The sequence below is a fragment of the Vibrio natriegens NBRC 15636 = ATCC 14048 = DSM 759 genome (assembly GCF_035621455.1).
GTDB lineage: Bacteria > Pseudomonadota > Gammaproteobacteria > Enterobacterales > Vibrionaceae > Vibrio > Vibrio natriegens.
Genome location: NZ_CP141822.1, coordinates 159,679 through 186,406 on the forward strand (window position 1 = coordinate 159,679; position 26,728 = coordinate 186,406).

The window sequence follows — 26,728 nt, forward strand, 5'->3', positions numbered from 1 at the left end:
TCGCGATTAGGCACATTCTTTTAGCAACACTCTGTTAGGATCACCAGGAACTGTCCATGCGAATCCGAAGCTCTCTCACTCAATCTATTCTGCTGTTCATTTCTTTGCTTCTCGCTAGCCAAGTCTTCTCTTATTACGCCGTTTTCAACTATGCGTTGATGCCGAGCCTGCAGCAGTTCAATAAAATTCTCGCTCATGAGCTCAACCTAGTGCTTGATGCCGACGGAGAGCTTCAGTATGAGGCACCAATAAGGCGTCAGTTATTAGAAAGGCTGGGCGTAACGGTTCACAGTATTGATAGTGAAAGAGCGGACGAGTTTAATCACGCGATGTCGATTGAATTGATGTCGGAAGAAATGACTCAAGAACTGGATTCTCCGACTGAAGTACGTTTGATGTTGGGCGAGGAGAGTTACATCTTGTGGATGCACATCGACAAGCTACCCAACTCGCTTATTCGTATCCCGCTTTCAGAGCTGCAAGAAGAGGATTTTGCGCCGCTATTTCGTAACAGCCTGATCATGGCACTGCTGATTATCGCTGGTGGCTGGCTCTTTATTCGTTTTCAAAACCGCCCGTTACTGGCGTTAGAAAAAGCAGCCAAGGGGGTTGGTCGTGGTGAGATACCGCCGCCGATACCAGAGAAAGGCGCGTTAGAAATTCGCGCGGTGACCCGTGCTTTTAATCAGATGTCGAAAGGTATTCAGGAGCTGGAAGAAGACCGCGCCTTGTTGATGGCGGGGATCAGTCACGATTTACGAACACCGTTAACCCGAATTCGTCTCGCGACAGAAATGATGTCACCAGAGGAAAGCTATCTCGCTGAAGGCATCATCAGCGATACGGAAGAGTGTAATGAAATCATCAGCCAGTTTATGGATTACCTTAAGCCGGTGAATAACCAGACGTTTGAGGCGGTGTCTCTGAACGACATAGTATGTGATGTCGCGAGCTCAGAAGGCAGTGATGAGCGGGAAATTGAGACCAAAATTGAAGGGTCTATCAAACCCGCTCTGGGTAATTCGATTGCGATTAAACGCGCAGTGACTAACTTAGTGGTCAATGCGGTTCGCTATGGCAATGGCTGGGTCAAAGTGTCGACGGGTATGACCGCAGATAACCAACTGGTTTGGGTCACAGTGGAAGACAACGGCCCCGGTATTGAACCTGATCAGGTCGGTAAGTTGTTTGAACCGTTTACGCGTGGAGATACGGCACGAGGCAGTGAAGGTACCGGACTTGGTCTGGCGATCGTTAAGCGCATTGTCAGCCAGCATTCAGGCTCGGTTGTGATGCGTAATCGTAGTGAAGGTGGCTTAATCGCCCAAATCAGCTTCCCGACTAAGTAACCCAACAGCTAAAGCATCATCGACGAGCAAAATAAAAGCCCAGCTTAGAACCTAAGTTGGGCTTTTTTATTATCCTATTGATCAGTTTAGGATTCTTTAATCTCTTCAGTTTGAGACTCTTCATCTTCCAGTTTTTCTGGCAATAACAGGTTCAAGATGATTGCAGTAATACCGCCCGCAGCAACACCCGTCGAGAAGATGCTCTTAATAAACTCTGGCATGAATTGCAGAATTTCAGGTTTCTGAGCAATACCAAGGCCCATCGAGAATGACAGCGCCATGATCAGAATCGCACGACGGTCGAGATCAACACGAGAGATAATACGCACACCTGCCGCGGCAATCGTACCAAACATCACGATGGTTGCGCCGCCAAGCACAGGTTCAGGAATCAGCTGAACGAAGCTCGCCACACCAGGGAATAAACCAAGTAAAACCAGCATAGCGGAGATGAAGTAACCTACGTAACGGCTTGCGACACCAGTCAGCATGATAATGCCGTTGTTTTGGCTGAACGTAGAGTTCGGGAAGCTGTTAAAGACTGCAGCGATCGCTGAGTTTAAACCGTCAGCCAACACGCCACCTTTGATGCGCTTCATGTAAACCGGACCTTTTACTGGCTCACCGGACACTTCAGAAGTTGCGGTAATATCGCCGATGGCTTCTAGCGCAGTAATAAAGAAAATCAGTACTAGAGGAATAAATAGCGACCAGTCAAACGCTAGGCCGTATTGCATCGGGATTGGCAGCGCAACCAGGTTGGTCTCGCTTAGCTGTGAAGTGTCAACCATACCCATAAAGTAGGCCATGATATAGCCAACCAGCATTGCAATGACAATCGAAGCTACGCGAATGTAAGGGTTGTTTGAGCGGTTCAAAATAACGATCAGACCCAGTACAGTGCCAGCCAGTGCCAACTTGTCCAGGCTACCGAACGTGCCGTCACCCATCGCAGCATAGCCACCGCCCATCGAAACTAATCCAACTTGAATCAATGTCAGACCAATCAGAGTTACCACAATACCTGAAACCAGCGGAGTGATGATGCGGCGAGCGTGCTCAAGCACTCGAGACAGTAGAATTTCCGCGAATGAAGCGACCAGAATCGTGCCGAAAATCGCGGCCATCATTGTGCTAATGTCAGCACCGCCCGCTTTCAATGACAAGCCGGCACCAATGATTGGGCCTAAAAAGTTAAAGCTGGTGCCTTGCACTGATAACAGGCCAGAGCCTATCGGGCCAAAGGTACGAATCTGAATAAATGACGACACACCAGAAGCAAATAGAGACATGCTGATAATCGTGTTTGTCTGATCGGCTGGTACGCCTAAGGATTGGCAAATGATCAACGAAGGGGTAATCACCGCAACGAACATCGCTAACAAGTGCTGAATGGCGGCGAAAATCGTTTGTGGCAGTGGTGGGCGATCGTTTAATTGATAGACCAGTTCCGAAGATCGGTTTGAAGTTGTCATGGTTTGTCTCGCTTGTCGCAATATTTATTACCCAGCGCTCGCTGAATGGGAGTACTGGGAGGAGCTGACGTTTTGATCTGTGATTGCTGTTAATCAGTGTCAACTCAGATTGGTTGGGGTAAATACCCTAATTTTGTGCGCGATTATAGAGTGATTTATTTAAAAAGCAAACGATTGCCATGAGGCGTTGATAATCAATTATTCGGACTATTTTAAGCTTAAGCTTTGGAGTAAATATCCCGTTCGCCTAGCCAACGATCGATAATCGCCGTGGCATTAATAGGATAATTGTCGTGAATATGGCGAGCTATGCGTTGAACTTCGGGTATTAAGCGCTGATCACGAACCAAGTCCGCAATTTTAAAATCTGCCAGACCGGTTTGCTTGGTACCTAATAACTCACCAGGACCACGGATCTCCAAATCTTTCTGCGCAATGACAAAGCCGTCGTTGCTTTCACGCAGAACGCCGAGGCGCTTTTGTGCGGTTTTTGATAGTGGTGAGTGATAAAGTAGAACACAATGACTGGCGACAGATCCTCGTCCAACACGGCCTCTCAGCTGGTGTAACTGCGCTAAACCGAGTCGCTCCGGGTTTTCGATGATCATCAGGCTTGAATTTGGTACGTCTACGCCGACTTCTATCACGGTTGTGGCGACGAGCAGATGCAGCTTGTTGTCTTTGAAATCCTGCATCACGGCTTGTTTTTCCGCCGGCTTCATGCGGCCATGAACTAAGCCAATTTTCACATCAGGCAGCTTGCGCTGCAGGTCCTCTGCAGTATCAGCGGCAGCTTGTGCCTCCAATACCTCAGACTCATCAATCAGTGTACACACCCAGTAGGCTTGCTTACCTTCGTTGAGACAGGCATGGCGAACTCGTTCCACGATGTCGTTGCGTTTTGTATCGGGAATCGCGACGGTTTGAATCGGAGTTCGGCCCGGCGGTAATTCGTCAATTACTGAGGTTTCCAAATCGGCGTAAGCAGTCATCGCTAAGGTACGTGGGATAGGGGTTGCGGTCATGATGAGCTGATGTGGGTAAGCGCCTTGCTTGGCTCCTTTCTCACGTAATTCTAATCGCTGGTGGACGCCAAAGCGGTGCTGTTCATCAATAATAACCAGCGCCAGATGATGGAATTCAACATGTTCCTGAAACAAGGCGTGAGTACCCACTACCATTTGTGCTTCACCGCTGGCAATGCGTGCGAGTTCTGCTTCTTTAGCTTTACCCTTTAACTTACCTGCCAGCCAGCCTACTTGGATTCCCATAGATTCAAACCAGTTGGCAAAGTTGATGGCATGCTGTTCGGCTAGCAGCTCAGTTGGTGCCATTAGTGCAACCTGATAACCGTGCTCAATCGCACGAACAGCGGCCAGTGCTGCCACTAATGTTTTGCCTGACCCAACATCGCCCTGAACAAGGCGCATCATCGGGTGAGGCTTCTCCAGATCGGCTTCAATCTCTTTTACCACTCGTGCCTGAGCGTTGGTTGGTGAGAACGGCAGTTGCGCCAGCAGTTGGTTCTTCAGTTTTTCACAAGGAGCAAGTGGCAGGGCAATATCTTGTTGTCCTTTACTGCGCACCGCCAACATAGAGAGGTTCTGAGCCAACAGCTCTTCCATGATCAGACGGATTTGTGCCGGATGTTTACCTTCATCAAACTCATCTAAGTTGATCGTTGGGGGCGGTCGGTGAATGGTGTGCAGCGCCTGAGACATGGTGATTTGGTGATCGTATAAACCCGCTGGCAGTAACTCTTGTACGGCGGCTTTATCCAATAACGCTAGCGCCTGCTCGGTCAGGTTACGCAGGGTGATTTGTCTTAGGCCATCTGTGGTTGGATAAACGGGCGTCAGGCTTTGTTCTACATCTGGCTTTTGTTCGCTGATATAGAACTTGTAATCTGGGTGGACGATTTCCAAACCCATTCCACCACGTTTTATTTCCCCGTAAGCGTGTACTAACTTACCTTGAGAAAAGTTGTTCTTCATCGCCGCGGTAAAATTGAAAAAACGCAGCGTAATGGTGCCGTTACCATCACTGATTTTTACCGTGAGCATTTTGCGTTTACCGAAAATGGTATCCACGGCCATCACCTTGCCTTGTACCGCCGCCCACAGCCCTGCATGGAGCTTAGCAATAGGATAAATACGGGTACGATCTTCGTAACGAAGTGGCAGGTGAAACAGTAAATCCTGAACCGAATGTAAGCCAACTTTGGCTAGTTTTTCTGCGACTTTCGCGCCAACCCCTGAAAGGGAAGTTAATGGAACAGCAGATAGCAGTTGGGCAGACATAGAAGGCTCAAAAAAATAGTTAACATTGCAATATGTTAACCATGGAGCTGTGTTTTTGTACAGGAAAAAATAAGAGGAGCGACCAGGAACTAGGATCCTAGTCTCGCTATTATTTCTGCTGCATCTCTTTCCACCACGCCTCGTCGGCGATGATTTGACCCTCATCGTCGAGTGGCGGATAAGCGAGACCTTTACGTTTCGCAACTTTAGCCAAAACCGGGTGACCACGTTCAAACAGGATTCGGTTAATCGTCTCTTTCGGCAGAGCGCTTTCTTCACGCTCGTACATACCAGCGGCTTCACGTTGACGCTGGGCTTCATACAAAATCACCGCACTTGCGACAGAAACATTGAGCGACTGCACCATACCAATCATCGGGATGATGATGTCTTGATCAGCGAGCTGTTTGGCTTGTTCTGAAGCGCCTGTTTTCTCACTGCCTAAAATGATGGCGGTTGGTTTTGTGTAGTCGATGTCTCGAAAGTCGACAGCTGTTTCCGATAGGTTAGTCACCAGCACCTGCATGCCTTGCGCTTTTAACTCGGTCACGGCGTCTTCGATTGAATCGTGAGTGTCCACTTCTACCCAGTTGCGTGCGCCCGCTGATGTGTGGCTCAGGGTACGCATTTTATTTGGCCAAATGGCGTGGACTTTGTGTAAGCCAGTTGCATCGGCTGTGCGGATAACCGCTGAGACGTTATTCGGCTTGTGAACTTCTTCAAGGCATAACGTTAGGTCGGTCTGGCGTGCTTTCAGGACTTGGTGGATACGGTGGTAGCGTTCTAGGTTCATAGTAAATAAATAGGGATATAAAAAATCGCCACCTAGCGGAGTAGGTGGCGATGATTGTTATTATCTTCTTCTGCGTCGGACTCGAGTCGCGTGTGGCATCGCTTTGATTTTTCTCATGATGCCAGCAAGGTGAACACGATCTTTGGTGGTCAGCAGAACGGTGACGGTATACAGGCGACCATCACGTTCTTCCGTTGACAAGCCATGGATGTTCGAGCCTGTCTTCGAAATTACGTTGGTTAGCTCAGCGAGCGCACCCTGATGGTTGAGCATGTCGACTTTAAGTTCAGCGATGAACTCTTTATCGTAATCGTCAGACCAGGCAACCGCCATGTAGCGATCCGGTTCTTTCTGGTAACCACGTACGTTTGGACAGGTTTCGCGGTGAACAACTAATCCACGGCCCGGTGATACGTGCGCAATAATGTGATCATCCGGAATTGGGTGACAACAGTTTGCAAACGTCAGCAGTAAACCTTCCGCGCCACGAATTGGCAGCTTCTTCTTCGAATCGCCAGGAATCGAACTGGTTGTGGTCAGCTCTTCGGTATCACCTAGCAGACGACGCGCAATGACGATACTCATTAACTCACCCAAACCAATTGCAGCCAACAGGTCATCGGTACTTTCCAAACGAAGGTCAGTCAGGACTTCCTGGACGTTATCTGGGTAAATAGAGTCAATAGAGTGGCGACCAAGTGCGTGATTCAGCAAGCGGCGACCAAGTGTGATTGACTCTTCACGACGCATGGTTTTCAGTACCTGGCGAATCTTGGTGCGTGCACGTGAAGTCACGACATAATTCAGCCATGCCGCGTTTGGACGAGCGCCTGGTGCGCTGATGATCTCGACCGTTTGACCGTTTTTCAGTGCCTTACTCAGTGGGTAAGGGTTACGATCAACACGGGCACCAACACAAGAGTTGCCGACATCAGTATGCACCGCGTAGGCGAAGTCGACCGCTGTCGCGCCAAGTGGCAATTCGACGATTCGACCTTTTGGTGTGAAGACGTAAATTTCGTCTGGGAACAGATCCGATTTTACGTTTTCAATGAATTCGAACGAGTTACCCGCGCTTTGCTGCAGTTCAAGCAGGCTTTGCATCCAGCGTTGAGCTTTCACTTGCGCTGTTGTGCCAGAGGTATCGCCTTTGTCTTTGTAAGACCAATGCGCAGCAACACCTTTATCCGCCATTTGATCCATATCTTCAGTACGGATCTGTACTTCTACCGGAACACCATGAGGGCCGACCATCGAAGTATGCAGCGATTGGTAGCCGTTGGCTTTTGGAACCGCGATGTAATCTTTCATGCGGCCCGGGCGTGGCTTGTATAAGCTGTGCACCTGGCCCAGAACGCGATAACACGTATCTGCAGTATCAACAACCACTCGGAATGCATAGATGTCCATGATGGTGTGAAAGCGCTGTTCTTTGGTTTTCATCTTGTTATAGATAGAGAACAGATTCTTCTCACGACCAACAACGCGTGAACTCAGACCAACATCTTGCAGGCGGCCTTCGATCTCGCTGTGGATACGTTGGATCATCTCTTTACGATTACCACGTGCCGTTTTCACGACTTCTTTTAGAACGCGATAACGGTTTGGGTAAAGCGCTTCAAAGCCCAACTCTTCCAGCTCGGTTTTGATATTGTGAATACCAAGACGGTGGGCGAGTGGCGCATAAATCTCTAGAGTTTCACGAGCGATACGGCGTTTTTTGTCTGGTCGAAGTGCGCCAAGCGTGCGCATGTTGTGCGTTCGGTCAGCCAGTTTGATCAGAATTACGCGGATGTCTTGCACCATAGCCAGAACCATCTTACGAAAGTTCTCAGCCTGAGCCTCTTTCCTGTCACGGAATTTGAGTTTGTCCAGTTTAGATACACCATCAACCAGCTCAGCTACGGTATTACCGAATTGCTCTTCGAGATCTTCTTTACTGACATCACAATCTTCAATGACGTCATGCAATAGAGCAGCTTGGAGGGTTTCGATATCCAGACGCATTTCTGCCAGGATTCGAGACACAGCGACAGGGTGGATGATGTATGGTTCACCGCTAGAACGGGTTTGCCCTTCATGGGCATCTCGCGCTACCACATAAGATTGACGCAGAGCCTCAATCTGAGGCTCTGTTAGGTATTCTTGGGCAACGTCTTTGAGGCTATCGAATAGATACAAATTATAGGCCCGGGAGGTTGTTGAATTCTCGAGTCAGAATTAACGGTTGTGAGCGATGCTGCTTACTGCCGCTAGCTCTGCCGCTTCTTGCTCTTGTTGTTCTTGACGTTCACGAGCGTCCAGAACTTCTTTCGTGATTAAACCTTCTTCGATTTCGCGAAGTGCGATAACCGTTGGCTTATCGTTCTCTTCTGGCACTAGTGCATCTTTACCGCCAGTTTGCATTTGACGAGCGCGGCGAGCCGCAATCAGTACTAGGTCGAAACGGTTGCCAACTTTTTCAACAGCGTCTTGAACAGTTACGCGTGCCATGAGGACTCCAAATAGTTAACTAAAATATTAGAATGACGAGAAAGTATACAGTCTAACTGCTTTATTTACTAGCGATTAGACGTGCCACTGTAAGCGGACTTTCTCCGGTGTTTTATTGTCTGCTCTTTGCTACGGAAAATTAAGAGCAAAGAAGCAAGAATTCTTTATGTTTTACAGCGTGACTTTATATTGAAGTTACTCTGCTAACAACGCGTCAAGCATACCTTTATATTTAGCAGCTTGCTTTTCTTCCTTCAATCTTTCAGCTCGAAGAATCGCTTTAAAGTCCATCAGCGCTGTATCGAAATCGTCGTTTACAATCACGTAATCGTACTCGTTGTAATGCGAGATTTCTGACTTGGCTTCTGCCATGCGCTTGGCAATGACTTCATCGCTGTCTTGGCCTCGAGTGTTCAGGCGACGCTCTAGCTCACCATTTGATGGTGGAAGAATGAAGATGCTTTTTGCTTCAGGCATTTGCTCACGAATTTGTCGTGCACCCTGCCAGTCGATATCCAAAAATACGTCGATACCTTTGTTTAGCGTTTCTTCAATCCAGACGCGGGAAGTGCCATAGTAGTTACCGAATACTTCGGCGTATTCCAAAAAGTCACCTTTCGCAATGAGAGCTTCAAACTCTTCTTTTGCGACGAAGTGGTAGTGGATACCGTTTTCTTCACCAGGGCGCATGTCGCGAGTGGTGTGAGACACAGACACTTTCATTGCGTATGTCGGATTGCGCTCCAACATTGCTGAGATCAAGCTAGATTTACCTGCGCCGCTAGGTGCAGATACGATATAGAGAGTACCTTTGCCCATTGTACTGTTCCACTATTGATTGGATTGATTGAGTGCCGACGGAAAGTCGCGACAGTCTTATAACGATAGCACTGGCGTTGTTGAATTAACCACCAAAGGGATGGATATTGGTGATAATCCCGCCAGAAAAATGGAGGCGAAGAGTATCATGATCTCTATATTGTTGCCAGTTGATCTTTCTATCTGTACTCACTGTTAATAAAAGAGCAATTTATGCTGATGTGACTTATTCGGACTCGGGTTCTAAATAGACGGAAAAAAGGGGAAGCTTTCACTTCCCCAGGCGTGCGACTGACTCACACTTAATTTTTAAGTTTATTGACTTGTCTGAGCTTAGCCCTGGCTTTCTAAGAAAGTGATCCAAGGGTTCGCAACGGCTTTCAAGTCAGGAGACTGAGCGGCACTTTGCATTGCTTTAAGAGCACTGTCTGGCTGGTTCAGCTCAAAATATGCCATGCCACGAATGTAGGCTAATTCGCCTTTTTGATCGCGCTTGGCATCAGGAGCGGCGTTTTGAGTAAACTTCGTCGCTTCTGAATATTGCTTGTCTAAAATCATCAGACGAGCGATTTTGATTTGAGTTTTTGCCTTTGGAGCCAAGTTATAAGCTTGTTGGTAGACGTCTATTGCACGTCCAAGCTCTTGCGCTTGCTGCCAGAATGCCCCCTGCTTTTCTAGATTCTCCGCGTTACGCTCTACATGACCTTCGTCAAAGGCCGTTTGAAGCGTTTTTGCTGCTCGGAATGGTACGCCTTGATAAGCCTGGAAGTTCACTAAGCGCAGGTACTCTTTTTCATCTTCCAGAAGACCTAATTTATAGGCCATCTCCAGAGTAGAAAGGGCATTACGCTCTTGGTTTAACTCCATGTAGATACCAGACAATTGCGTCCAGTAACGCTTATTTTTCGGGTACTTGGTGGTTAAAATCTTCAGAACACCGGCCACGCTCTTGAACTGTTTGAGTTCATAATGCGCAGACATCAGCAGCTGGTACCAGGATTCGCTAGGGTCTTTACTCATTGCGATGGCCTGTTTAGTCGGCGGAATCGCATTTTTGTAATCTTCTAGCTGAATATAAGCACTCGCTAGCGTGATGTAGGCATGAGCTTGCGGTTTTTCTTCCGTTGTCTCGGCAATTTTGAACCACTCTTTCATAGTAGAGACGGACTTTTTAAACTGACCTTCAGCAAGATAAAGCTGAGCCACGCTGTAGCGAACCTGTTGAGCAACAGGGACAGGCAGCGCGTTCAAACTCAATGCATCAGCAAAGTATTTGACCGCTTTGGGATAGTTATCTTGCAACGAGTACAAGAAGCCCATTTGTTGCAATAACACGGCGCGGTCGTATTCACGTTTGCTGCTACTTAACGCTGAGTTCAGTTTCGAAATCGCTTCCGAATACTTTTCCGTTGCGATCAGTTCCTGAACTTTATTGACGGTTCTGAATGTTCTGTCAGACAACTCAGGAGTGCTGGAGAAAGCAGGCGCGCCGTACGCGCCTGCAATGAACACCAGAGAAGCCAACAATTTTGTGTATGATTTCATGATTGCGACTCCTTAGTTGGTAGAGAACTCGATTTCTTGAGAAAGACGAGAACTCACGGCTTTACCATCGACCATCTTAGGTTTGAAGGTCCATTTAGCTACGGTTGTTTTCGCTGCTTTACCCAAGCCTAACTTACGTGGTGTTTCTTTTAAGACTTTTACATCTTCGACGCCACCGCGTTCGTTAACGGTAAACTCTACAAGTACGATACCTTTCTCAAGTCCCGAGCGTGCCGCTTTACGAGGCATCTGCGGTTGGAACGTGGCCAGAGGAACCGGGCCTCCGCCGCCAATGACCTGAGCACCACCACCTTGTGTGTAGTGACCCAGTACTGAACCACCCGTTACGTTAACTGGAAGGTCTAGATTAGGCATGTTCATTGGAACTTGATCCATCACCGGTTTCACCGTCGACGTCACCTTCATTTCTGGTGGTGGCGGCGGACGCTTAGGTGGTGGTGGTTTCGGGAGTTCGCGTTTTTTCTCCTGTACTTTTTCGTCTGGTTTAATGCGAATGAAATCGACCATACGCTGATCATCATTCGACACTAGCTCGTGGCGCTCTTTGTTTACCAGCTTGTCCATCCCCCAGAACAGTCCGAGGGAGACAATGAGCGCCAGTGCAATTGAGGCCAGATACCGCATAAGCTTAATCCTTACCGGTTGCGGCAATGGAGATGCTTTCTACACCTGCCATCTTGATCTGGTCCATAACCTTCACGACTACGCCTGCGTTGGCTTCTGTATCCGCCTGGATAACAACTGCACCATCAGGGCTTTCTGCGCGAAGACGCTCGATGTTGGCGCGAACGGCGTCGACTTCAATGCGTCGTTTATCAACCCAAACATCACCAGCTGCACCAACGGCAACCATGATGTTACCTTTCTTCACGGTTTGTGCTGAGCTTGCCGTTGGGCGGTTTACTTCAATACCAGCTTCTTTAACGAACGATGTTGTTACGATAAAGAAGATCAACATGATGAATACGATGTCGAGCATCGGTGTCATATCGATAGCGGTTTCATCACTGCTATCACTGCTATAGCGTCTTTTCATGACCTATACCTCTAATTCCATTTACTCAGGCAATATGCTTAAGCTTATCTTCCAGCTTTTGCGTTGTGACTTTGGCTAAATGATCAAGACGTGAACTAAAGAACAGTCCTGACAGAGAAGCCACCATCCCGGCTAACGTTGGGATTGTTGCCTTTGAGATCCCCGAGGCCATTGCTCGAGGGCTTCCTGTTCCTGTTACCGCTAAGATGTCGAATACCTGGATCATGCCGACAACGGTGCCGAGCAGACCGAGTAGGGGACAAAGCGCAATCAATACTTTCACGATTGGCAGACCCTTTTTATTCTCAATATCCTGACGAGAAACGATTTCTTGTCGGATCATCTTTGCGTTCCAGCTTTGATGTTCTGAACGCTCACTCCAAAGAGTCACGGCTTTTTTCGCGGCTCTCGGAGCGACGGCGGCAAAGTAGAACCAGCGTTCTAGCAGCACTGCCCACAACATGAAGCTGAGGATGAAGATGGCGACGAGTACATCGCCACCCATTCCCAAGAAGCGCCTAATTGATTCAAGTTCTCCAACTAACCACCACATAACGCCTCCTTAGCTTTCGGCTTTATGTAGTTTTTCCTGATAGCGAGCGATGAAACCTGCACTCTGTTCTTCAAGAGTTTGAACCAAACGACGACCTTTACTGTGTACGATGGTGTAAAGGAACAGTAGAGGAATTGCGACAACCAGACCTAGCATGGTGGTTACCAATGCTTCAGAAATACCGCCTGCCATTAGTTTCGGATCGCCTGTACCAAATAGCGTGATTGCCTGGAAGGTACCGATCATACCCATTACTGTACCCAATAGACCTAGTAGCGGTGCAACTGAAGCAAACAGTTTGATTGAGCTAACAAAGCGTTCGATGCTTGGCGCATTGCGTAAGATGATTTCGTCCAGTTTCGCTTCAAGATCTTCAAGGTTGTCGCCTTTGTGCTCTTGGTAAGCTTGGATAACTTCACCCAGTGGGTTGCCAGGGATAACCGTGTCAGATTTCGCCTGTTTACGCATCTTGCCACCGATAACCTGAAGGCGTAGGAAGCAGAACAGTGCAATGATGACACCGACAGCACCCATTGCCAGGATGACGTAACCAACGATACCACCTTGGTCAATACGTTCCTGAACGGTCGGGCTCTGTACCAATAGCGATAGGATTACGCCACGAGACGGGTCAAGGAACAGCGGCTCATATGTGCCTTCTGCTGATTCGAAACCAGCCACTTGGCTTGTGATGTTTTTGCTTGGCTGACGTGATAGTTCTTCAAACTTGCCAGTTTGAGGTACGTAAATAACGTATTTGCCATCTGCAATTGCGTTGAACTCACCTACTAGTGTTACGTCGCGAACGGCTTCTTTACCTTCACCGTAAACAACGGTTGCTTGTGTTGTAGATGTATCACCAGATACGACAACTTGTTGAAGAATAGTGTGCCAGAATGCTTCTAGCTCTTGAGTTGACGGTAGCTCTTTACTTTCTGCCAGTTTCGTCAGCAGTGCATCACGCTCTGGGAACTGAACGGCATTTTGCGAAGCGGCAAACAGACCTTTAAATTCACCTGCGTATTGACGAACCACACCAAACATTTCACCCAAGGTACCGGAGCGAACACGCAGTGTTTCGGTTAGTTCAGTAAGTTGTTTGTCGTTTTCGTCGAACGTTGCTTTTAGCTGATCACCCAGAGCTTGTTGTGAGGCAAGCTCATCGCGCGCTTGTTGTAGCAACACGGCTTGCTGATCACGATCGCGCTTGAAGATTGCTTCGCGTTCTTTGTTTTCTTTCGATTCAACAATACTTTCTGATTTTACGTTTTTCAGTAGTTCAGACAGTGTTTGTGGGGTTTCTGCTTGAACGCCAGAAACCATAAATAAGCTAGCTAATAGGCCAGCGGCTAGAGTTTTGAATCCTTTCATCTCTTATTCCTCCCCAGCAAATACAGGCAGTTTGATCAGCGATGGTGGCGCTTGCTTCTTAGCGATGCGCAGACCTTGCTGTACAGCAATACGGTAGCTTTCAGGTAATGTTTCCCATTGACGAGTTTGTTGGTTCCACATACCCGTTTCACCGCCGTCTGGAGATTGGAATAGAAGTGCCGTACGACCAATACGCAAGAAGTCGTAAGTCACAACTTCGCCGCCACGGTCAAGGCTAGCTTTGTAAGATTCGATAGAGCGCGAGAAGCCTTCTTCGATTTGGTAAGCTTCCATTACTTTACGGAATTTCTCTGAAGTCGTTACGTCTGCACGGTCCATCAGGCGACGTAATTCTTGAACGCGTTTATTACGTTCTTCTTTTTGGAACGGCAAATCGAGCGTCACGAATTCGTCTAGTGCATCGATCATTTTTAGTGTTAGAGGGACAACTTCGGTTGCCGTTTGATCGATTTGAGCAATCTGATTGTTTAATGAATCCAACTCACCTTGTTGAGATTGAACCATACGGTTAATTTGCTCATTGTAGACTTTCATGCTGTCGATTTGACGAAGTAAGCCTTTGTATTCAGCCAACATGCCTTCAGTGCTTTCAGCATAGTTGTCGATTTTTTCTTGTGAAGCCTGTGAAGACTTAGTGGTTTGTGCTTGATTAGAGACTACGGTTCCTGAGTCAGCAGCCATTGCTGCACCACTTACCGACAGGATCGCGGCAGTCAACGCACTTACGCCAAATTCCTTTAACGTCATAGTAGCATCCTTGTTAGTGTATAAAGTCAGTCGAATAGGGCGCAGGAAATCCTCCTGCGCCAAAGGTCTTAATTAAAAGTTTTGAGAGTATTTCAAGAAGTAAACACGGCCTTGAATGCTGTATAGGTCTGACTCATAAGTCACGCCATCAGCTTCAAATGCTGGATCTTCGTCAGTCAGGTTACGTACACCCGCTGTGAATTTTGCATCCCATGGAGCCAGATAGTTGTACGCCACGTTCCACGTTGTTTGTGAAGAGATGTGGCCAGTTTTCTTGTAGTTGTCATCAACATCTTGTGCCTGGTCTGCGATGTGATCTGCAGATAGGTAGATGTCGTGATCTTCAAGGAAGCTTACACCAACACCAGAGTTGAAGCGGTACTCAGGCAAGCCGTTGCGGCCTACTTGGTTGTTTGTTGGACCGCCAACGTATTCAGGTGTGCTGTAGTCAAGTACGTAGCTACCCATAAAGTCGTAACGAACAGTCGCGTAATCGAAGTCGTAACGGTAACCCAGTTTCAGGTCGATACCAGAAGTGTCTAGTGTACCTAGGTTCTGAAGACCCGCTGTTGCTTCAATGATACGGCCATTTGCATCACGGATGATGTTCGGGTTAGAAACGCCAGAGCTACGCTCTTCGTCGATCATGCTTTGCAGAGTATTCAGTGTGATCATGTCATCAATGCTGATGTTGTAGTAATCCACTGTTACGTCTAGATCTTCGATTGGTGAGTAGCTCACACCGAAGTTAAATGATACTGACGTTTCTGCTTCCAGATCTTCGTTTGAAGTACGAGTAACATCGTATTGAGTCTCTGGACAGTCTTCGATTGCAATACCATTCGCTGTACAGTAACTGTAGTCTTTTGCGAAGTCTGACGAGAAGCTGTCAGCGGCGTAAAGGTCAGATAGTGTTGGAGCGCGGAAGCCCATACCAGCGCCAGCGCGGAACATCAGGTTATCGAGTGGCTGGTAACGGAAAGAGACTTTTGGTGAGATCTCATCACCGAAGTCACTGTAGTGGTCGTAACGAGCCGCCAGGTTCATTTCCAGCTCATCAGTGAATGCGATCAAAGATTCCGCGTAAAACGCGTAAGTTTCACGGTCACCGCCGGCAGAGTTGCCCGAACTACCGATGATGTTACCCGCTTCACTTTGCGGATCGTAGATGTCAGAGTAGTCGTAAGTCGTGAACTCGGCACCAAGGTACAGTGGAATCGTTACGTCACCCACTTGCGCAAGGTCAAACTGAAGGCCGCCAGAGAACTGGTGCATTTCCATCTCGGTTTCACGGCCAGTACCTGCAGAAAGCTGGTCTGTCGCGTCTGTACTGAACTCACCGTCTACAAATTGGCCTGATTCTACAAGTTGCGATGCTGCTGAACCGAAGACATAACCAGTACCTGTTTCGCTACCGTTGGAGTAGTTCATATGGTAGCCAGCTTCCCAAATCACATCACCGAATGTGTCAGTGTAAAGGGTTCCATCTAAGCCTGCTTTGAAATCAGCCTGGAAGTCTTTAACGGTATTATCACGAGTTCCCACGTTGTTAAAACGATAGTAGACCGAAGCAGGGCCTGCAGTTGGATCAAGACCATTTTCTGCGAAGAATGCTGCACCACCATCAGTGTCCGGGTTTACTGTAAAGCTACCCGCAGCTGGTGCGAAACGACCAAAACTTTCGTTACGGTTAAGCATTAACTGTGAATTAAACGTTGTGTCGTCAGTCAGGAAAATATTACCGTTAACAAACACCGTGTTACGTTCTAGAGAGGCAGTTTGAGCCGCTTCACCAGTGTAGTCGTAACCACAAATGTCACCCAGCCCCGGGTAGTTTGTTAGACCAACAAAGCCTTTTGATGTACATGATGCGTCAGTGTTGTAACCGTTTAGCGCTTTTAATTCGCCGTCGTGGTACACGTTACGGCCGAAGATGCTCACGCCAGACATATCGAAGTAGTTCGCTGAGCCAGTATTCGTTGAGCTTAGGTAATCGCGATCGCGTTGGTAGATTTCATCTTTGCTGTCATGTTCAAACGAGAACATGATGTTACCTTTCTCGCCGCTGGTACCCATCACAAGCGCAACGTTTCCTTCATCGCCGCCTTCCTGGCTAGGGATGCCTGAACCAACCGTTACGTTAATGCCATCAAACTCTTCTTTCAGGATGATGTTAACTACACCAGCAACCGCATCAGAACCGTATACCGCTGAGCCACCGTCGGCCATTACTTCAACACGCTCAACAATCGCAGATGGAATCGCGTTGATGTTCGCAGCGCCGCCACCCATGGTTGCAGAACCAGGAAGACGTTTACCGTTAACAAGAACCAAAGTACGTGAAGCGCCTAAACCACGCAGAGACATGGTTGCCTGGCTTTGCCATGAGTTACCAGAGCTTTCACTGAATGATCCGAAAGAGTTGAATGAAGATTTACGTAGAACGTCTGCAATCGATACGTCACCAGCACGTTCGATCTCCGCACGACCGATCACTGCTATCGGAGTGCTTCCTTCCATTGATGCGCGCGTAAGGCGCGAACCAGTAACTTTCATTTTTTGAAGTTTTTCAACTTGCTGCTCTTCTGCCTGAGCTGCTACAGGTGCGAAAGCCGTCGCCGTACCCAAAGCAAGGCTGATCGCAACAGATAAAGCTGTTGTGTTTTTATACATCCTTGTTGCTCCAATTTATTATTATTTCCTGTGTCTGGTCGTAAACGACCAAATGTGACGTTAATGTTTCGTTAACGTGCGGCCAATGTATAACCGAGGTCAAAAAAGGAAGTCAAACCAGTAGTAAACTAGGATGGTCAAATGTAAAAAAGATGTAAAAATCTGAAGAGATTGTGAATTGCAGAATAATTAACCAAGTAATAATAAAAAAATGACATTAAACCTCGATAAAACACCGTGTTTTGTCTTTCTTGTAAACTTTAATGGGTTATGTTGTGTATGGTTTTTAAGCGGGTAATTGAATCTGAAAAAAAGTATTTTTCCAGTGAATAATTCTGACATGGGTTTTATATGTAAAGCTAATCAAGTTAGCTCTAGCACGTAGGGTGGTATCAAAATATGATACCCGTTGCTACCAAAGGGCTCACTCGTGATTTCGAGTCAATATGCTTGGTTGGGAATTGTCTTATTATTCTTAATTTCTGCATTTTTATGTAGGGTTTTGGCTCTAATTTAGTCAGATTGATATTCTGTATGAATTATTTTTGTGGTTTTTTATCATTTTTTACCAAAATATTGCGTTTTTTTTGATAGTGGACGAAGTGCGTCATGTTTTGTTTTTAAACACTTGAAGCCAATGTGGATTCAAGCTAAATATGACGCTGACATTATTGCAGTGATAAAAAACAAGTTATTGACCCACATGGAACGTGCTTCAGTGATTTGAATTTCTGCAAGATAGATATGCACCATTTGGGGCCGGTATTTTTTCTGTTACGCCGGTCTAAATTGGACAGTAGACAAGGAGCAAGTTGTATATGCTGTCGTACTTTTTACGCCGTTTAGCGTTAGTGATTCCGACGTTTCTCGGAATTACCATTCTTATTTTCGCCATTACTCGTTTTGTACCGGGTGGACCTGTTGAGCGTATGTTGTCTCAAATGCAATCACAGGGAGATGGCGCCGCCTCTATGACGTCTGCGGGTGGTAACACCGCGCTTTCTGACGATCAAATCGCAGAGTTAAATGCTTTCTATGGTTTGGACAAGCCAGTGATGGAAGCGTATGTCGAGTGGTTAAGCCGTTTGGTTACTTTAGATCTTGGCGAATCAACCCGTTACTACGAGCCAGTATCAGAGATGATTGCAGAACGCCTGCCTGTTTCTCTGTTTTACGGAGGGATGACGTTCTTTATCAGTTACTTCATCTCCATTCCTCTCGGTTATTACAAGGCGCTCAAGCATGGCTCCGTGTTTGATTCCTCTTCCTCGATATTGATATTTGTTGGCTATGCCTTACCTGGGTATGTGGTGGGCGTGCTTCTCATTACCTTGTTCAGTTATCACCTCGAGTGGTTCCCTATGGGAGGCTTTGTTGGCGATGACTTCGATGACTATGAAACCTTCTTTGAGCGAGCCAAGGACATCATGTGGCATGCCGTGTTGCCATTGATTTGTTATCTGATTGGTGACTTTGCCACGCTGACAATGACGATGAAAAACAACCTGATGGAAAACCTGTCATCAGATTACATTCGTACTGCAATCGCAAAAGGTTTGCCGTTCAAGAAAGCTGTTCGCCGACATGCTTTGCGTAACAGTTTAATTCCGATTGCGAGCCATTTCGGTAACTCTTTACTTTTCTTTATGACGGGCGCATTCCTGATCGAGGTTATCTTTAACATTGATGGTATTGGCCTGCTGGGCTACGAGTCCATTATGGAGCGTGATTATCCTGTAGTAATGGGCATTGTTGCCATCAACGCGATCTTGTTGTTGATCGGTAACATCATTTCAGATGTCTGTGTTGCTTTAGTCGACCCTCGTGTGAAGTTTGGAGCGTAAGATGTTTACAGTCAGTCCATTAACTCAAAAGAAAATTCGCCACTTTAAAGAGATCAAACGTGGTTACTGGTCGTTCGTGGTGTTATCAATCATGTTGATCCTCTCTCTGTTTGCAGAGCTGTTGATCAACAGTAAAGCTCTCGTCGTGAAGTATGACGGCAGCTTCTATTTTCCTGTGGTCAGTGATGTGCGCTTAGGCAGTGATTTCGGCCAAAATTCCGCAAGTGAAGCAGATTACCGTGTGCTACAGAGGGTGTTCGAAGAGGAAGGTGGAGATAATTTTGTCATTTTGCCGATCGTTCCTTGGAACCCGTATGAGCAGGATTTCAGTGGTGATTTTCCACCAACAGCACCGAGCGCTGAGAATAAGCACTATTTAGGTACTGACGTTATCGGTCGAGATATTTTAGCTCGTCTGGTTTATGGCTTTAGAACCGCGATGGGATTTGCTTTGCTAACCATGATCGTCTCGTACGCGATTGGTACAGCAGTAGGTTGTGCGATGGGTTTCTGGGGAGGCAAATTCGATTTGTTCGTTCAGCGATTGATCGAAATTTGGTCGATGGTGCCATTCCTGTACGTGATTATGATTCTGGTTTCAATCGTTCAGCCCACCTTTGCGCTCTTCGTCGCCATCAACGTGCTCTTCTCCTGGATGGGGATGACGTGGTACATGCGGACCATGACCTATAAAGAGTCGGCTCGTGAATACGTAATGGCAGCGCGTGCTTTGGGTGCATCAACGGGACGTATTCTATTTAATCATATACTTCCTAATACGATGGTTATGATTGTAACACTGGCTCCATTTACTATTGCGGCTAACATTACTGCACTAACAGCGTTAGATTACTTAGGCCTTGGCCTAATGCCACCAACACCGAGCTGGGGTGAGCTACTGCAACAAGGTAAGTCGAATTTAGACTCGCCATGGATTGTGTCTTCAGTAGTGACTTCGATTGTATTGGTATTGGTGATGGTGACCTTCATTGGTGAAGCGATCCGAGCGGCTTTCGACCCGAAAAAATTCACACGCTATGTTTAATTAAGCGTGTGAACAAAACATAAAAAAGGGAAGTTTTATGAATAGATTACTTTTAGCGTCTACGTTGACCGCCCTGAGTTTCGGTGTGATGTCCGCGACGCTCCCGACTGACTTAGAATGGAAAACAAGTTGGGATGAGCCGCAATATGGTTCTCCAGAAGCTAAGCGTGGCGGTACTTATCGTACTTATATGTCGAGTTTTCCACAGACATTACGTAGCGTAGGGCCAGACGCGAACGCAGGACTGCGTGCTTTCTTGTTAGATGACACTCCGGGGTTGGTGGTGCGCCATCCGGATACTTTGGAATTCATTCCTGAGTTGGCAAATGAATGGGCGTTGGCTGGTGATAATAAGACGGTTTACTTCCGACTAAACCCGGAAGCGAAATGGTCGGATGGCAAGCCAGTGACTGCAGACGATTTTGTCTTCATGCTCAAGTTCTACCGCTCCGCAGATATTCTTGAGCCTTGGTATAACGATTACTACAACAAAACGGTCGCAGATGTCATTAAATTCGATGATCACACGTTTTCAGTTGTTGCGGCTAAAGAGTTCAACCAAGAAGAACTGATGTTGAGAATGGGCGCGTTACGCCCACGCCCAGCGCACTTCTATGCTAACCCTGCCAAAGATGAAAACGGCGATGGCATCCATGATGATTTTGTTCGTTACTACAACTTTAAAAGTGAACCAACCACTAGCGCTTATTACTTGGACGATATCAAGAAAGGCAAAAGCGTAACGTTTAAACACGTTGGTAAAGACTGGTGGGGCTATAGCAATAAGTACTACCAAAACCGCTACAACGTCGACAAGATTCGTATCACTGTCATTCGTGATAATGACATTGCGATGAAGCACTTTGAGAAAGGCAATCTCGACGCCTTTGGCTTAATACTACCAAGTTTGTGGCATGATAAATCGAACACGGAACCGTATCAAAAGGGCTACATCGAGAAGTTCTGGGGCTACAACCAATATCCTGTAGGGGCTGGTGGCCTTTGGATCAACACGGCGCAACCGTTATTGAATGATCTTAATGTGCGCAAAGGTGTCACCTACGCGACGGATTTCGATGGCATGATCGAAAATGTCTTGCGCGGTGACTACTCTCGTAAGCCTAATCCAACCGGTTTTGGCCATGGCAAATACTCGCTGCCGGATGTAAAAGCACCCGCCTTTGATGTCGATAAAGCCATTGCAGCATTTGAAGCCGCAGGCTTTGACCAAATTGGGGCTGACGGTATTCGCGTTAACTCTGAAGGTCAGCGACTGAGTTTCGAGTTGACCTACGGAACGCCTGTTCACACCCCGCGTATTGCTTATCTAAAAGAGCAGGCTAAGTTGGCTGGTTTGGACATTGAACTGAAGCTGGTGGATGGTTCTTCGATGTTCAAATATGTGCGTGAGAAAAAGCACGATCTCGCTTTCCTGACCATGAGTACTTCTGAGATTCCAACCTATTGGGAATACTTCCATTCGGTCAATGCCAATAAGCCGCAAACGAACAACTTCACCAATTACAGCACACCAGAGCTGGATGAAAAAATCATGGAGTATCGTTTCGGTTTAGATATGGATAAGAAAATCAAACTCGGACACGAAATACAGCGCAACATTATCGACGCGCACGTGATCATCTCGGGCTACATGGTGCCTTACGTTCGCTACGGCCACTGGCGCTGGCTGAAGCTACCAGAAAAACCGATGAACCGTATGACAGAAGCACTTTACAGTGATGGTGTTATTGGTGACGGCACATACTGGATCGACAGTGATGTGAAAAAAGAAACTCAAAAAGCGATGAAATCGGGTAAGACATTCGAGCCTGTAGTTGAAATCGACGACACCTATAAGCTGTAAGGAGGTGTTATGGAAAACGATGTAATTTTAAGTGTTAAAGACCTCGAAGTAGAATTTATGACCGACGATGGGCCGGTAAAAGTACTCCATGGTGTGAACTTTGATGTTCGAGCCGGGCGCACGCTTGGCTTAGTGGGTGAGTCGGGCAGTGGCAAGAGTGTGACTTCAATGTCTATTATGGGGCTGCTGCCGAAGCCATACGGCAATATTGTGAAGGGTGAAGTGAACTACCGCGGAACCAATCTGGTGGATTTGCCTGCAAATGAAATGTATGCCATGCGTGGTAACCGCATTTCTATTATCTTCCAGGATCCAATGACGGCACTGAACCCTGTTCACACCATCGGCCGTCAGATTTGTGAAGTACTCGAACTACACCGTCCAGAACTGGATAAGAAGTCACGCGAGTCCTATGCGATTGAAATGTTGGATAAAGTAAAAATTCCAATGCCAGAAAAGCGTCTTAACGAGTATCCGCACAACTTGTCTGGCGGTATGCGTCAGCGTGTCATGATCGCAATGGCACTGGCCTGTAAACCTGACATTTTGATCTGTGACGAACCAACAACTGCACTGGATGTAACCGTACAGGCGTCTATCCTTGAACTAATGAATGATCTTCAGGAAGAGACGGGTATGGCGATGATCTTCATTACGCACGACCTTGGTGTGGTGGCAGAAGTGTGCGACGACGTGGCTGTGATGTATGGCGGGCGCATTGTTGAAAAAGCAGAGATTTTTGAACTGTTTGATAACCCGCAGCACCCATACACCGAGCGTTTGATGGGATTGATGCCAAGCTTAGATAATGAACCTAAGCAGATGATCGACATCAAACCAATAGATGCAAGTATGTTTGCTCACTAGTACAAAGTGAACGAGTCATAAAAGAGGATGTTATGGCAAAAGAAGTATTAAGAATTGAAAATCTTAAGCAGCACTTTGTATCTGGTAAAGGACTGTTTAAGAAAGGCTACACGATTAAGGCCGTAGACGGTGTATCTCTGTCTGTTGGTGAAGGGGAAACACTGGGTCTGGTAGGAGAGTCAGGCTGTGGTAAAAGTACCTTAGGTCGAACTATATTAAAGCTTTACGAACCAACGGAAGGCAAAATCTTTTTCGAAGGCAAAGATATCACCAAGCTGTCGGTAAAAGAGATGCGCTCTCTGCGTAAAGACATGCAGATTGTATTTCAGGATCCGATGGAATCGCTTAACCAGCGCCATACCATCGGTATGATTCTGGAAGAACCCTTTGTTATTCATAAAATTGGGACGCCGGCTGAACGTAAGCAGTGGGTGAAAGAGTTATTGGTTAAGGTGGGCTTGCCAGAAACGGCAGTAAACCGTTATCCGCACGAATTTTCTGGTGGCCAACGTCAACGTATTGGTATCGCTCGAGCGATTGCGTTAAAACCAAAACTCTTGATTTGTGACGAGTCCGTTTCGGCGCTGGACGTTTCCGTTCAGGCTCAGATTCTGAACCTGCTGTTACAGCTGCAGCAAGAAATGAACCTGGCGATCATCTTTATCTCGCATGACTTATCGGTGGTTAAACATGTCTCAGACAAAGTGGCGGTGATGTACTTTGGTAAGGTGGTAGAAGCGGGGAACGCAAAAGAGATCTACGCTAACCCACAAAACGAATACACCAAAAAATTGCTGTCTGCTATTCCGATTACGCACCCTAAATACAGGAAGAAAAAGCGTTTGGCCGAAAAAAAGCAGCGAGTGGCGTAAGCCGTGCCACTTCTAGGTTAAACAATAAACGCTCCGCTAAATAGTCGGAGCGTTTTTGTTTTGTATGCTTTTGCAACTAGCATGCTAAACTCAGGTTCATCTCTTTGGTTTCATTTGGATAATTGACTATGGCGTCAGAGTTACCTAAATCATTCAGCCGACCGTTCTTAAAAATCTTCCATATCTTTGAGGCGATATTGTTGGTCGCTATTACCTTGGCGACCTTGTATGCCATGGTTGAAGAGTTCATCCATGTTTTTATTGAAAAGCGAGTACTGCTAACAGACATCTTGTTGATGTTTATCTATCTCGAAGTGTTAGCGATGGTTCGGCAGTTTGTGATGAACGGGAAAATTCCGGTTCGTTACCCTATCTATATTGCGATGATGGCGATTGCTCGTTACATCACTCTTGGCATGAAAGAGCTGGATGCGGTTCCTGTGGTTTGGCTATCTCTTGCGGCGTTGATACTTGCGGCGGCGACATTGTTAATTCGTATCGGTCATCATTACTGGCCGTACGTAGATAACCGCACGGCGGAAAAAGACGAGTAAAGCAGGCTTTATCCCAAATGGTTGAATCAATCAGTGGCTGAACTATTGTTGTTCAGCCATTTTTTCATAGTAAAGCCGCTGCTGCTCATTGAGTTCTTCTCTGATTTTTGCGGTTTCCTGTTCATTCCCGAGCAAGCTAAGACAATAATCCATGTCGGCTTGTATATAGCGCTGTTCTCTTTTGGCCTTATGAGCGAGGGAACGTATCGGGGCTGAACATTGGTTACGCTGGGTAATTTCTTTAAGGTGTTTACACGGTTTATAAGCCTCAAAGGCAAATGACATCGGTAAGTAGCCAGTCCACTTTGTTTGGCCATGATTGAGCAATGCAGCAACGCGTCTGCGCGTTCTACGTCGACTTCCGGCTCTTGCTCTGCTTTGCCAAGCGGAGAAAAAAGAAGAGTAAATAGTATGTAGCTATAAACAAGAGATTTATTGATCATAATATGGCCTCGTTTTATAGCTGGCTCTCTTTGCTAACGGCTATGTATGTGGTTTGTGATAAATAATTATAGTTTATAGGTTTACGTAAGTGTGCTTATTCAAAGTAAGAGTAAAGGCTAAAGAGCGCTGTTAAATCAGTTTGGGTATGCCCATTTACTTAAAAAGCGCGATTTGAAGATTAAGTCCCCCTATTTTAGGTGCTAATTAAGATATTTCTATCTGGTTTTTTAGTGTTTAAATGAGCCCTTGCTTTGTCCGACCTACAGTTATCTTTTCTTTTTGAACCTGATTTTGAGATCTGACTCGAAATATACGCTTGAGAATGAAGTACAACAAATAATTAAGTTTTTTGTAAATGCGGGCTTTGAGGAAATATTCCATATATATTGGCTGAGAGTCTAAACGATTTTTTAACTCAATATTGGATTTTATTTTTAAAGTTGTTACTTATTTCAGTGCTATTTGATGTTTTTTAATTTTTGTTATTTCAGGTGTTACCACCTTATTAATATTTAGACTTATGATTTAAGTCTACTTATTTCCTAATACCTTTAAATTTAAGTGTTGATGTTAAATATTTATTTATAACCAAAAGACCTATTCTCATTAAACGTATCAACGGTGCTATTGCGATAGTCATGTCATTGGATAATTTAACTATTTTCTTTTTTCCTGGGGTTATACCTCTACGACCTTATAGTTGCCTCATTCACCCCGATTAACAGATTAAGATGACCGTTTTATGTCGATATTGGAAGAAAACGAGTGATTGATGAGTTTGTTTGCAGAGCATAATTTTTAGAATTGTCAATACTCAATTAATCGGAGGTGTGTGTCAGATTTAAGTGAATTATCTGTCGTATTTGTGCAAACACCTTTTTACATTCATAACTGTTTCTTATATGATGGGCAAAATTCAAAAATCCTTATATTAATCAAGGTTAAAGATAATAGAGAACTATTATTGCAGCTCTTTATTGGTATACCCTCACTTGCAAAAAAAAAAGGAGATTCAAGTGAAACTTTCACTATTGGCAATCGCGGTTGGCTCCATGATTTTAGTCGGCTGTAATGATAGTAGCACTGATACTATATCTGCTTCTAAGGATGTACGTGCATTCGATGGTGCTGTTCAAGGTATGACAGCTCAGTTTGATTGTATTGATGGTTCAGGCGGCGCTATCAATGGGACTACTGACTACGATGGTTTCATCACTATTGAAAATGAAACGTTTGCAACTAACCCTGAAACGTGTTCTGTAACCTTCAATGGAACTGCCCTTGCCGTGGATACCTCTAACGGTAAAGATATGTCAAACGTAAGCTACAGTGTGCCAAAAGGATTACTCCAAGTGGGTCAACAAGCAGCGGCAACGCCATTGACGACAATTATCGCCAAGGAGCTTGGTGATGACGTGTACTCTGAAGAAGTTGCTAAAGAAACTTTGGCAAAACTGGGTATCGATGTTGATCAGCTGAACAATGATGGAGTCCAAATTGATGTTCTTGAGCTGCTCACTGACCCAGAAACAGCACTAAATGCTATCAAGGAAGCTAATCCAGACGCTTACTCAGAAATCATGGTTACCACCGTCGTACTTTCTGATACACTTGTTGCGCAAGGTGACAAAGCAGATGTAACTGTTGATCAGCTTGCTGATGTGGCGAGAAGGGTGAGCCAGACAGTTCTAGAAGAGCATCCAAACTATCCAGAAACTGAAGCCGGTGATGAAATCTATGTTGATCTTTCCGAAGCACTCGAAGATGACGCTGTATTCAGCGAAATTGCTAATGCTGAACAGGACGATATCGACTCGGAAAACCCGATCTTTGATAAAATTACTGATGATATAACAACAGGTAAACCAGCGGTTGTCCCTGCTCGCCCACCGACAGATGGCGGCACTACAGGTGGTACAGGTGGTACAGGTGGCAGTGGTAGTGAAGGTGGCGGCGGCGCTTAATAACTTTCACTTTCCTTATCATCGTTAAAAGATTAGTCACCCACAGCGCTCGCTTTGGGTGACTTTTTATCAATGGAT

Annotated in this window: 22 protein-coding genes; 8 read left to right on the plus strand and 14 right to left on the minus strand. The window is 46.2% G+C overall.

What is annotated here, in order from left to right; translation table 11 throughout:
- The first annotated feature begins 56 nt into the window (after positions 1-56).
- Positions 57-1,349: a two-component system sensor histidine kinase EnvZ gene (gene envZ / locus VER99_RS00735; RefSeq protein ID WP_020335703.1), complete on the plus strand. Its 1,293-nt coding sequence runs from the start codon at positions 57-59 to the stop codon at positions 1,347-1,349.
- A gap of 86 nt (positions 1,350-1,435) precedes the next feature.
- Here envZ and VER99_RS00740 read toward each other — a convergent pair whose 3' ends face one another.
- From VER99_RS00740 to VER99_RS00800, 13 genes are all read right to left on the minus strand, one after another.
- Entirely contained in the window at positions 1,436-2,824 is a 1,389-nt protein-coding gene (locus tag VER99_RS00740; protein ID WP_014230556.1) for a uracil-xanthine permease family protein, read from the minus strand.
- A gap of 218 nt (positions 2,825-3,042) precedes the next feature.
- Positions 3,043-5,124: an ATP-dependent DNA helicase RecG gene (gene recG / locus VER99_RS00745; protein WP_020335704.1), complete on the minus strand. Its 2,082-nt coding sequence runs from the start codon at positions 5,122-5,124 to the stop codon at positions 3,043-3,045.
- Positions 5,125-5,233: 109 nt separating this feature from the next.
- The gene (trmH, locus tag VER99_RS00750) at positions 5,234-5,917 is read right to left on the minus strand and encodes a tRNA (guanosine(18)-2'-O)-methyltransferase TrmH (protein ID WP_020335705.1); all 684 of its coding nucleotides are present in this window, start codon (positions 5,915-5,917) and stop codon (positions 5,234-5,236) included.
- A 60-nt stretch (positions 5,918-5,977) separates the two neighbouring features.
- Positions 5,978-8,098 carry a bifunctional GTP diphosphokinase/guanosine-3',5'-bis pyrophosphate 3'-pyrophosphohydrolase gene (spoT, locus tag VER99_RS00755; RefSeq protein WP_014230559.1) on the minus strand — a complete coding sequence of 707 codons (2,121 nt, stop codon included), beginning with the start codon at positions 8,096-8,098 and terminating at the stop codon, positions 5,978-5,980.
- 39 nt (positions 8,099-8,137) lie between these two features.
- Positions 8,138-8,410, minus strand: a complete 273-nt coding sequence (gene rpoZ / locus VER99_RS00760; RefSeq protein WP_005379346.1) for a DNA-directed RNA polymerase subunit omega — start codon at positions 8,408-8,410, stop codon at positions 8,138-8,140.
- 195 nt (positions 8,411-8,605) lie between these two features.
- Positions 8,606-9,229, minus strand: coding sequence for a guanylate kinase (gmk, locus tag VER99_RS00765; protein ID WP_014230561.1), 624 nt, complete (start codon positions 9,227-9,229; stop codon positions 8,606-8,608).
- A 333-nt stretch (positions 9,230-9,562) separates the two neighbouring features.
- Complete coding sequence (locus tag VER99_RS00770) at positions 9,563-10,774, minus strand: tetratricopeptide repeat protein (protein WP_014230562.1); 1,212 nt, start codon at positions 10,772-10,774, stop codon at positions 9,563-9,565.
- 12 nt (positions 10,775-10,786) lie between these two features.
- Positions 10,787-11,419, minus strand: coding sequence for an energy transducer TonB (locus VER99_RS00775; protein WP_014230563.1), 633 nt, complete (start codon positions 11,417-11,419; stop codon positions 10,787-10,789).
- Between the two features lie 4 nt (positions 11,420-11,423).
- Entirely contained in the window at positions 11,424-11,831 is a 408-nt protein-coding gene (locus tag VER99_RS00780) for an ExbD/TolR family protein (protein ID WP_014230564.1), read from the minus strand.
- Positions 11,832-11,856: 25 nt separating this feature from the next.
- Positions 11,857-12,384: a MotA/TolQ/ExbB proton channel family protein gene (locus VER99_RS00785; protein WP_005458945.1), complete on the minus strand. Its 528-nt coding sequence runs from the start codon at positions 12,382-12,384 to the stop codon at positions 11,857-11,859.
- A gap of 9 nt (positions 12,385-12,393) precedes the next feature.
- The gene (locus VER99_RS00790) at positions 12,394-13,755 is read right to left on the minus strand and encodes a MotA/TolQ/ExbB proton channel family protein (RefSeq protein ID WP_020335707.1); all 1,362 of its coding nucleotides are present in this window, start codon (positions 13,753-13,755) and stop codon (positions 12,394-12,396) included.
- Between the two features lie 3 nt (positions 13,756-13,758).
- Positions 13,759-14,523, minus strand: a complete 765-nt coding sequence (locus VER99_RS00795; RefSeq protein WP_014230567.1) for a DUF3450 domain-containing protein — start codon at positions 14,521-14,523, stop codon at positions 13,759-13,761.
- A gap of 72 nt (positions 14,524-14,595) precedes the next feature.
- Positions 14,596-17,196: a TonB-dependent receptor plug domain-containing protein gene (locus tag VER99_RS00800; protein ID WP_014230568.1), complete on the minus strand. Its 2,601-nt coding sequence runs from the start codon at positions 17,194-17,196 to the stop codon at positions 14,596-14,598.
- 818 nt (positions 17,197-18,014) lie between these two features.
- Between VER99_RS00800 and VER99_RS00805 the strand changes: the two genes are divergently transcribed.
- The 6 genes from VER99_RS00805 (at position 18,015) to VER99_RS00830 (ending at position 24,242) form a co-directional block, all read left to right on the plus strand.
- Positions 18,015-19,040 carry an ABC transporter permease subunit gene (locus VER99_RS00805; protein ID WP_014230569.1) on the plus strand — a complete coding sequence of 342 codons (1,026 nt, stop codon included), beginning with the start codon at positions 18,015-18,017 and terminating at the stop codon, positions 19,038-19,040.
- Between the two features lies 1 nt (position 19,041).
- Positions 19,042-20,085, plus strand: a complete 1,044-nt coding sequence (locus VER99_RS00810) for an ABC transporter permease (RefSeq protein WP_020335709.1) — start codon at positions 19,042-19,044, stop codon at positions 20,083-20,085.
- Positions 20,086-20,122: 37 nt separating this feature from the next.
- Positions 20,123-21,949, plus strand: coding sequence for an extracellular solute-binding protein (locus tag VER99_RS00815; protein ID WP_020335710.1), 1,827 nt, complete (start codon positions 20,123-20,125; stop codon positions 21,947-21,949).
- Between the two features lie 9 nt (positions 21,950-21,958).
- The gene (locus tag VER99_RS00820; protein ID WP_020335711.1) at positions 21,959-22,816 is read left to right on the plus strand and encodes an ABC transporter ATP-binding protein; all 858 of its coding nucleotides are present in this window, start codon (positions 21,959-21,961) and stop codon (positions 22,814-22,816) included.
- Positions 22,817-22,848: 32 nt separating this feature from the next.
- The gene (locus VER99_RS00825; RefSeq protein ID WP_014230573.1) at positions 22,849-23,688 is read left to right on the plus strand and encodes an ABC transporter ATP-binding protein; all 840 of its coding nucleotides are present in this window, start codon (positions 22,849-22,851) and stop codon (positions 23,686-23,688) included.
- Between the two features lie 128 nt (positions 23,689-23,816).
- Positions 23,817-24,242 carry a phosphate-starvation-inducible protein PsiE gene (locus VER99_RS00830; RefSeq protein ID WP_014230574.1) on the plus strand — a complete coding sequence of 142 codons (426 nt, stop codon included), beginning with the start codon at positions 23,817-23,819 and terminating at the stop codon, positions 24,240-24,242.
- 26 nt (positions 24,243-24,268) lie between these two features.
- Here VER99_RS00830 and VER99_RS00835 read toward each other — a convergent pair whose 3' ends face one another.
- Complete coding sequence (locus VER99_RS00835) at positions 24,269-24,685, minus strand: hypothetical protein (RefSeq protein ID WP_076633420.1); 417 nt, start codon at positions 24,683-24,685, stop codon at positions 24,269-24,271.
- 1,017 nt (positions 24,686-25,702) lie between these two features.
- On the opposite strand from VER99_RS00835, the gene VER99_RS00840 reads away from it, so the two are divergent.
- Complete coding sequence (locus VER99_RS00840) at positions 25,703-26,650, plus strand: hypothetical protein (RefSeq protein ID WP_020335713.1); 948 nt, start codon at positions 25,703-25,705, stop codon at positions 26,648-26,650.
- Positions 26,651-26,728: the final 78 nt, after the last annotated feature.

Excerpts from the sequence above, each read along its gene's own strand:
- envZ (WP_020335703.1), top strand. The coding sequence starts at position 57 with ATGCGAATCCGAAGCTCTCTCACTCAATCTATTCTGCTGTTCATTTCT.
- VER99_RS00740 (WP_014230556.1), bottom strand. The coding sequence starts at position 2,824 with ATGACAACTTCAAACCGATCTTCGGAACTGGTCTATCAATTAAACGAT.
- recG (WP_020335704.1), bottom strand. The coding sequence starts at position 5,124 with ATGTCTGCCCAACTGCTATCTGCTGTTCCATTAACTTCCCTTTCAGGG.
- trmH (WP_020335705.1), bottom strand. The coding sequence starts at position 5,917 with ATGAACCTAGAACGCTACCACCGTATCCACCAAGTCCTGAAAGCACGC.
- rpoZ (WP_005379346.1), bottom strand. The coding sequence starts at position 8,410 with ATGGCACGCGTAACTGTTCAAGACGCTGTTGAAAAAGTTGGCAACCGT.
- gmk (WP_014230561.1), bottom strand. The coding sequence starts at position 9,229 with ATGGGCAAAGGTACTCTCTATATCGTATCTGCACCTAGCGGCGCAGGT.
- VER99_RS00770 (WP_014230562.1), bottom strand. The coding sequence starts at position 10,774 with ATGAAATCATACACAAAATTGTTGGCTTCTCTGGTGTTCATTGCAGGC.
- VER99_RS00775 (WP_014230563.1), bottom strand. The coding sequence starts at position 11,419 with ATGCGGTATCTGGCCTCAATTGCACTGGCGCTCATTGTCTCCCTCGGA.
- VER99_RS00780 (WP_014230564.1), bottom strand. The coding sequence starts at position 11,831 with ATGAAAAGACGCTATAGCAGTGATAGCAGTGATGAAACCGCTATCGAT.
- VER99_RS00785 (WP_005458945.1), bottom strand. The coding sequence starts at position 12,384 with ATGTGGTGGTTAGTTGGAGAACTTGAATCAATTAGGCGCTTCTTGGGA.
- VER99_RS00790 (WP_020335707.1), bottom strand. The coding sequence starts at position 13,755 with ATGAAAGGATTCAAAACTCTAGCCGCTGGCCTATTAGCTAGCTTATTT.
- VER99_RS00795 (WP_014230567.1), bottom strand. The coding sequence starts at position 14,523 with ATGACGTTAAAGGAATTTGGCGTAAGTGCGTTGACTGCCGCGATCCTG.
- VER99_RS00800 (WP_014230568.1), bottom strand. The coding sequence starts at position 17,196 with ATGTATAAAAACACAACAGCTTTATCTGTTGCGATCAGCCTTGCTTTG.
- VER99_RS00805 (WP_014230569.1), top strand. The coding sequence starts at position 18,015 with ATGCTGTCGTACTTTTTACGCCGTTTAGCGTTAGTGATTCCGACGTTT.
- VER99_RS00810 (WP_020335709.1), top strand. The coding sequence starts at position 19,042 with ATGTTTACAGTCAGTCCATTAACTCAAAAGAAAATTCGCCACTTTAAA.
- VER99_RS00815 (WP_020335710.1), top strand. The coding sequence starts at position 20,123 with ATGAATAGATTACTTTTAGCGTCTACGTTGACCGCCCTGAGTTTCGGT.
- VER99_RS00820 (WP_020335711.1), top strand. The coding sequence starts at position 21,959 with ATGGAAAACGATGTAATTTTAAGTGTTAAAGACCTCGAAGTAGAATTT.
- VER99_RS00825 (WP_014230573.1), top strand. The coding sequence starts at position 22,849 with ATGGCAAAAGAAGTATTAAGAATTGAAAATCTTAAGCAGCACTTTGTA.
- VER99_RS00830 (WP_014230574.1), top strand. The coding sequence starts at position 23,817 with ATGGCGTCAGAGTTACCTAAATCATTCAGCCGACCGTTCTTAAAAATC.
- VER99_RS00835 (WP_076633420.1), bottom strand. The coding sequence starts at position 24,685 with ATGATCAATAAATCTCTTGTTTATAGCTACATACTATTTACTCTTCTT.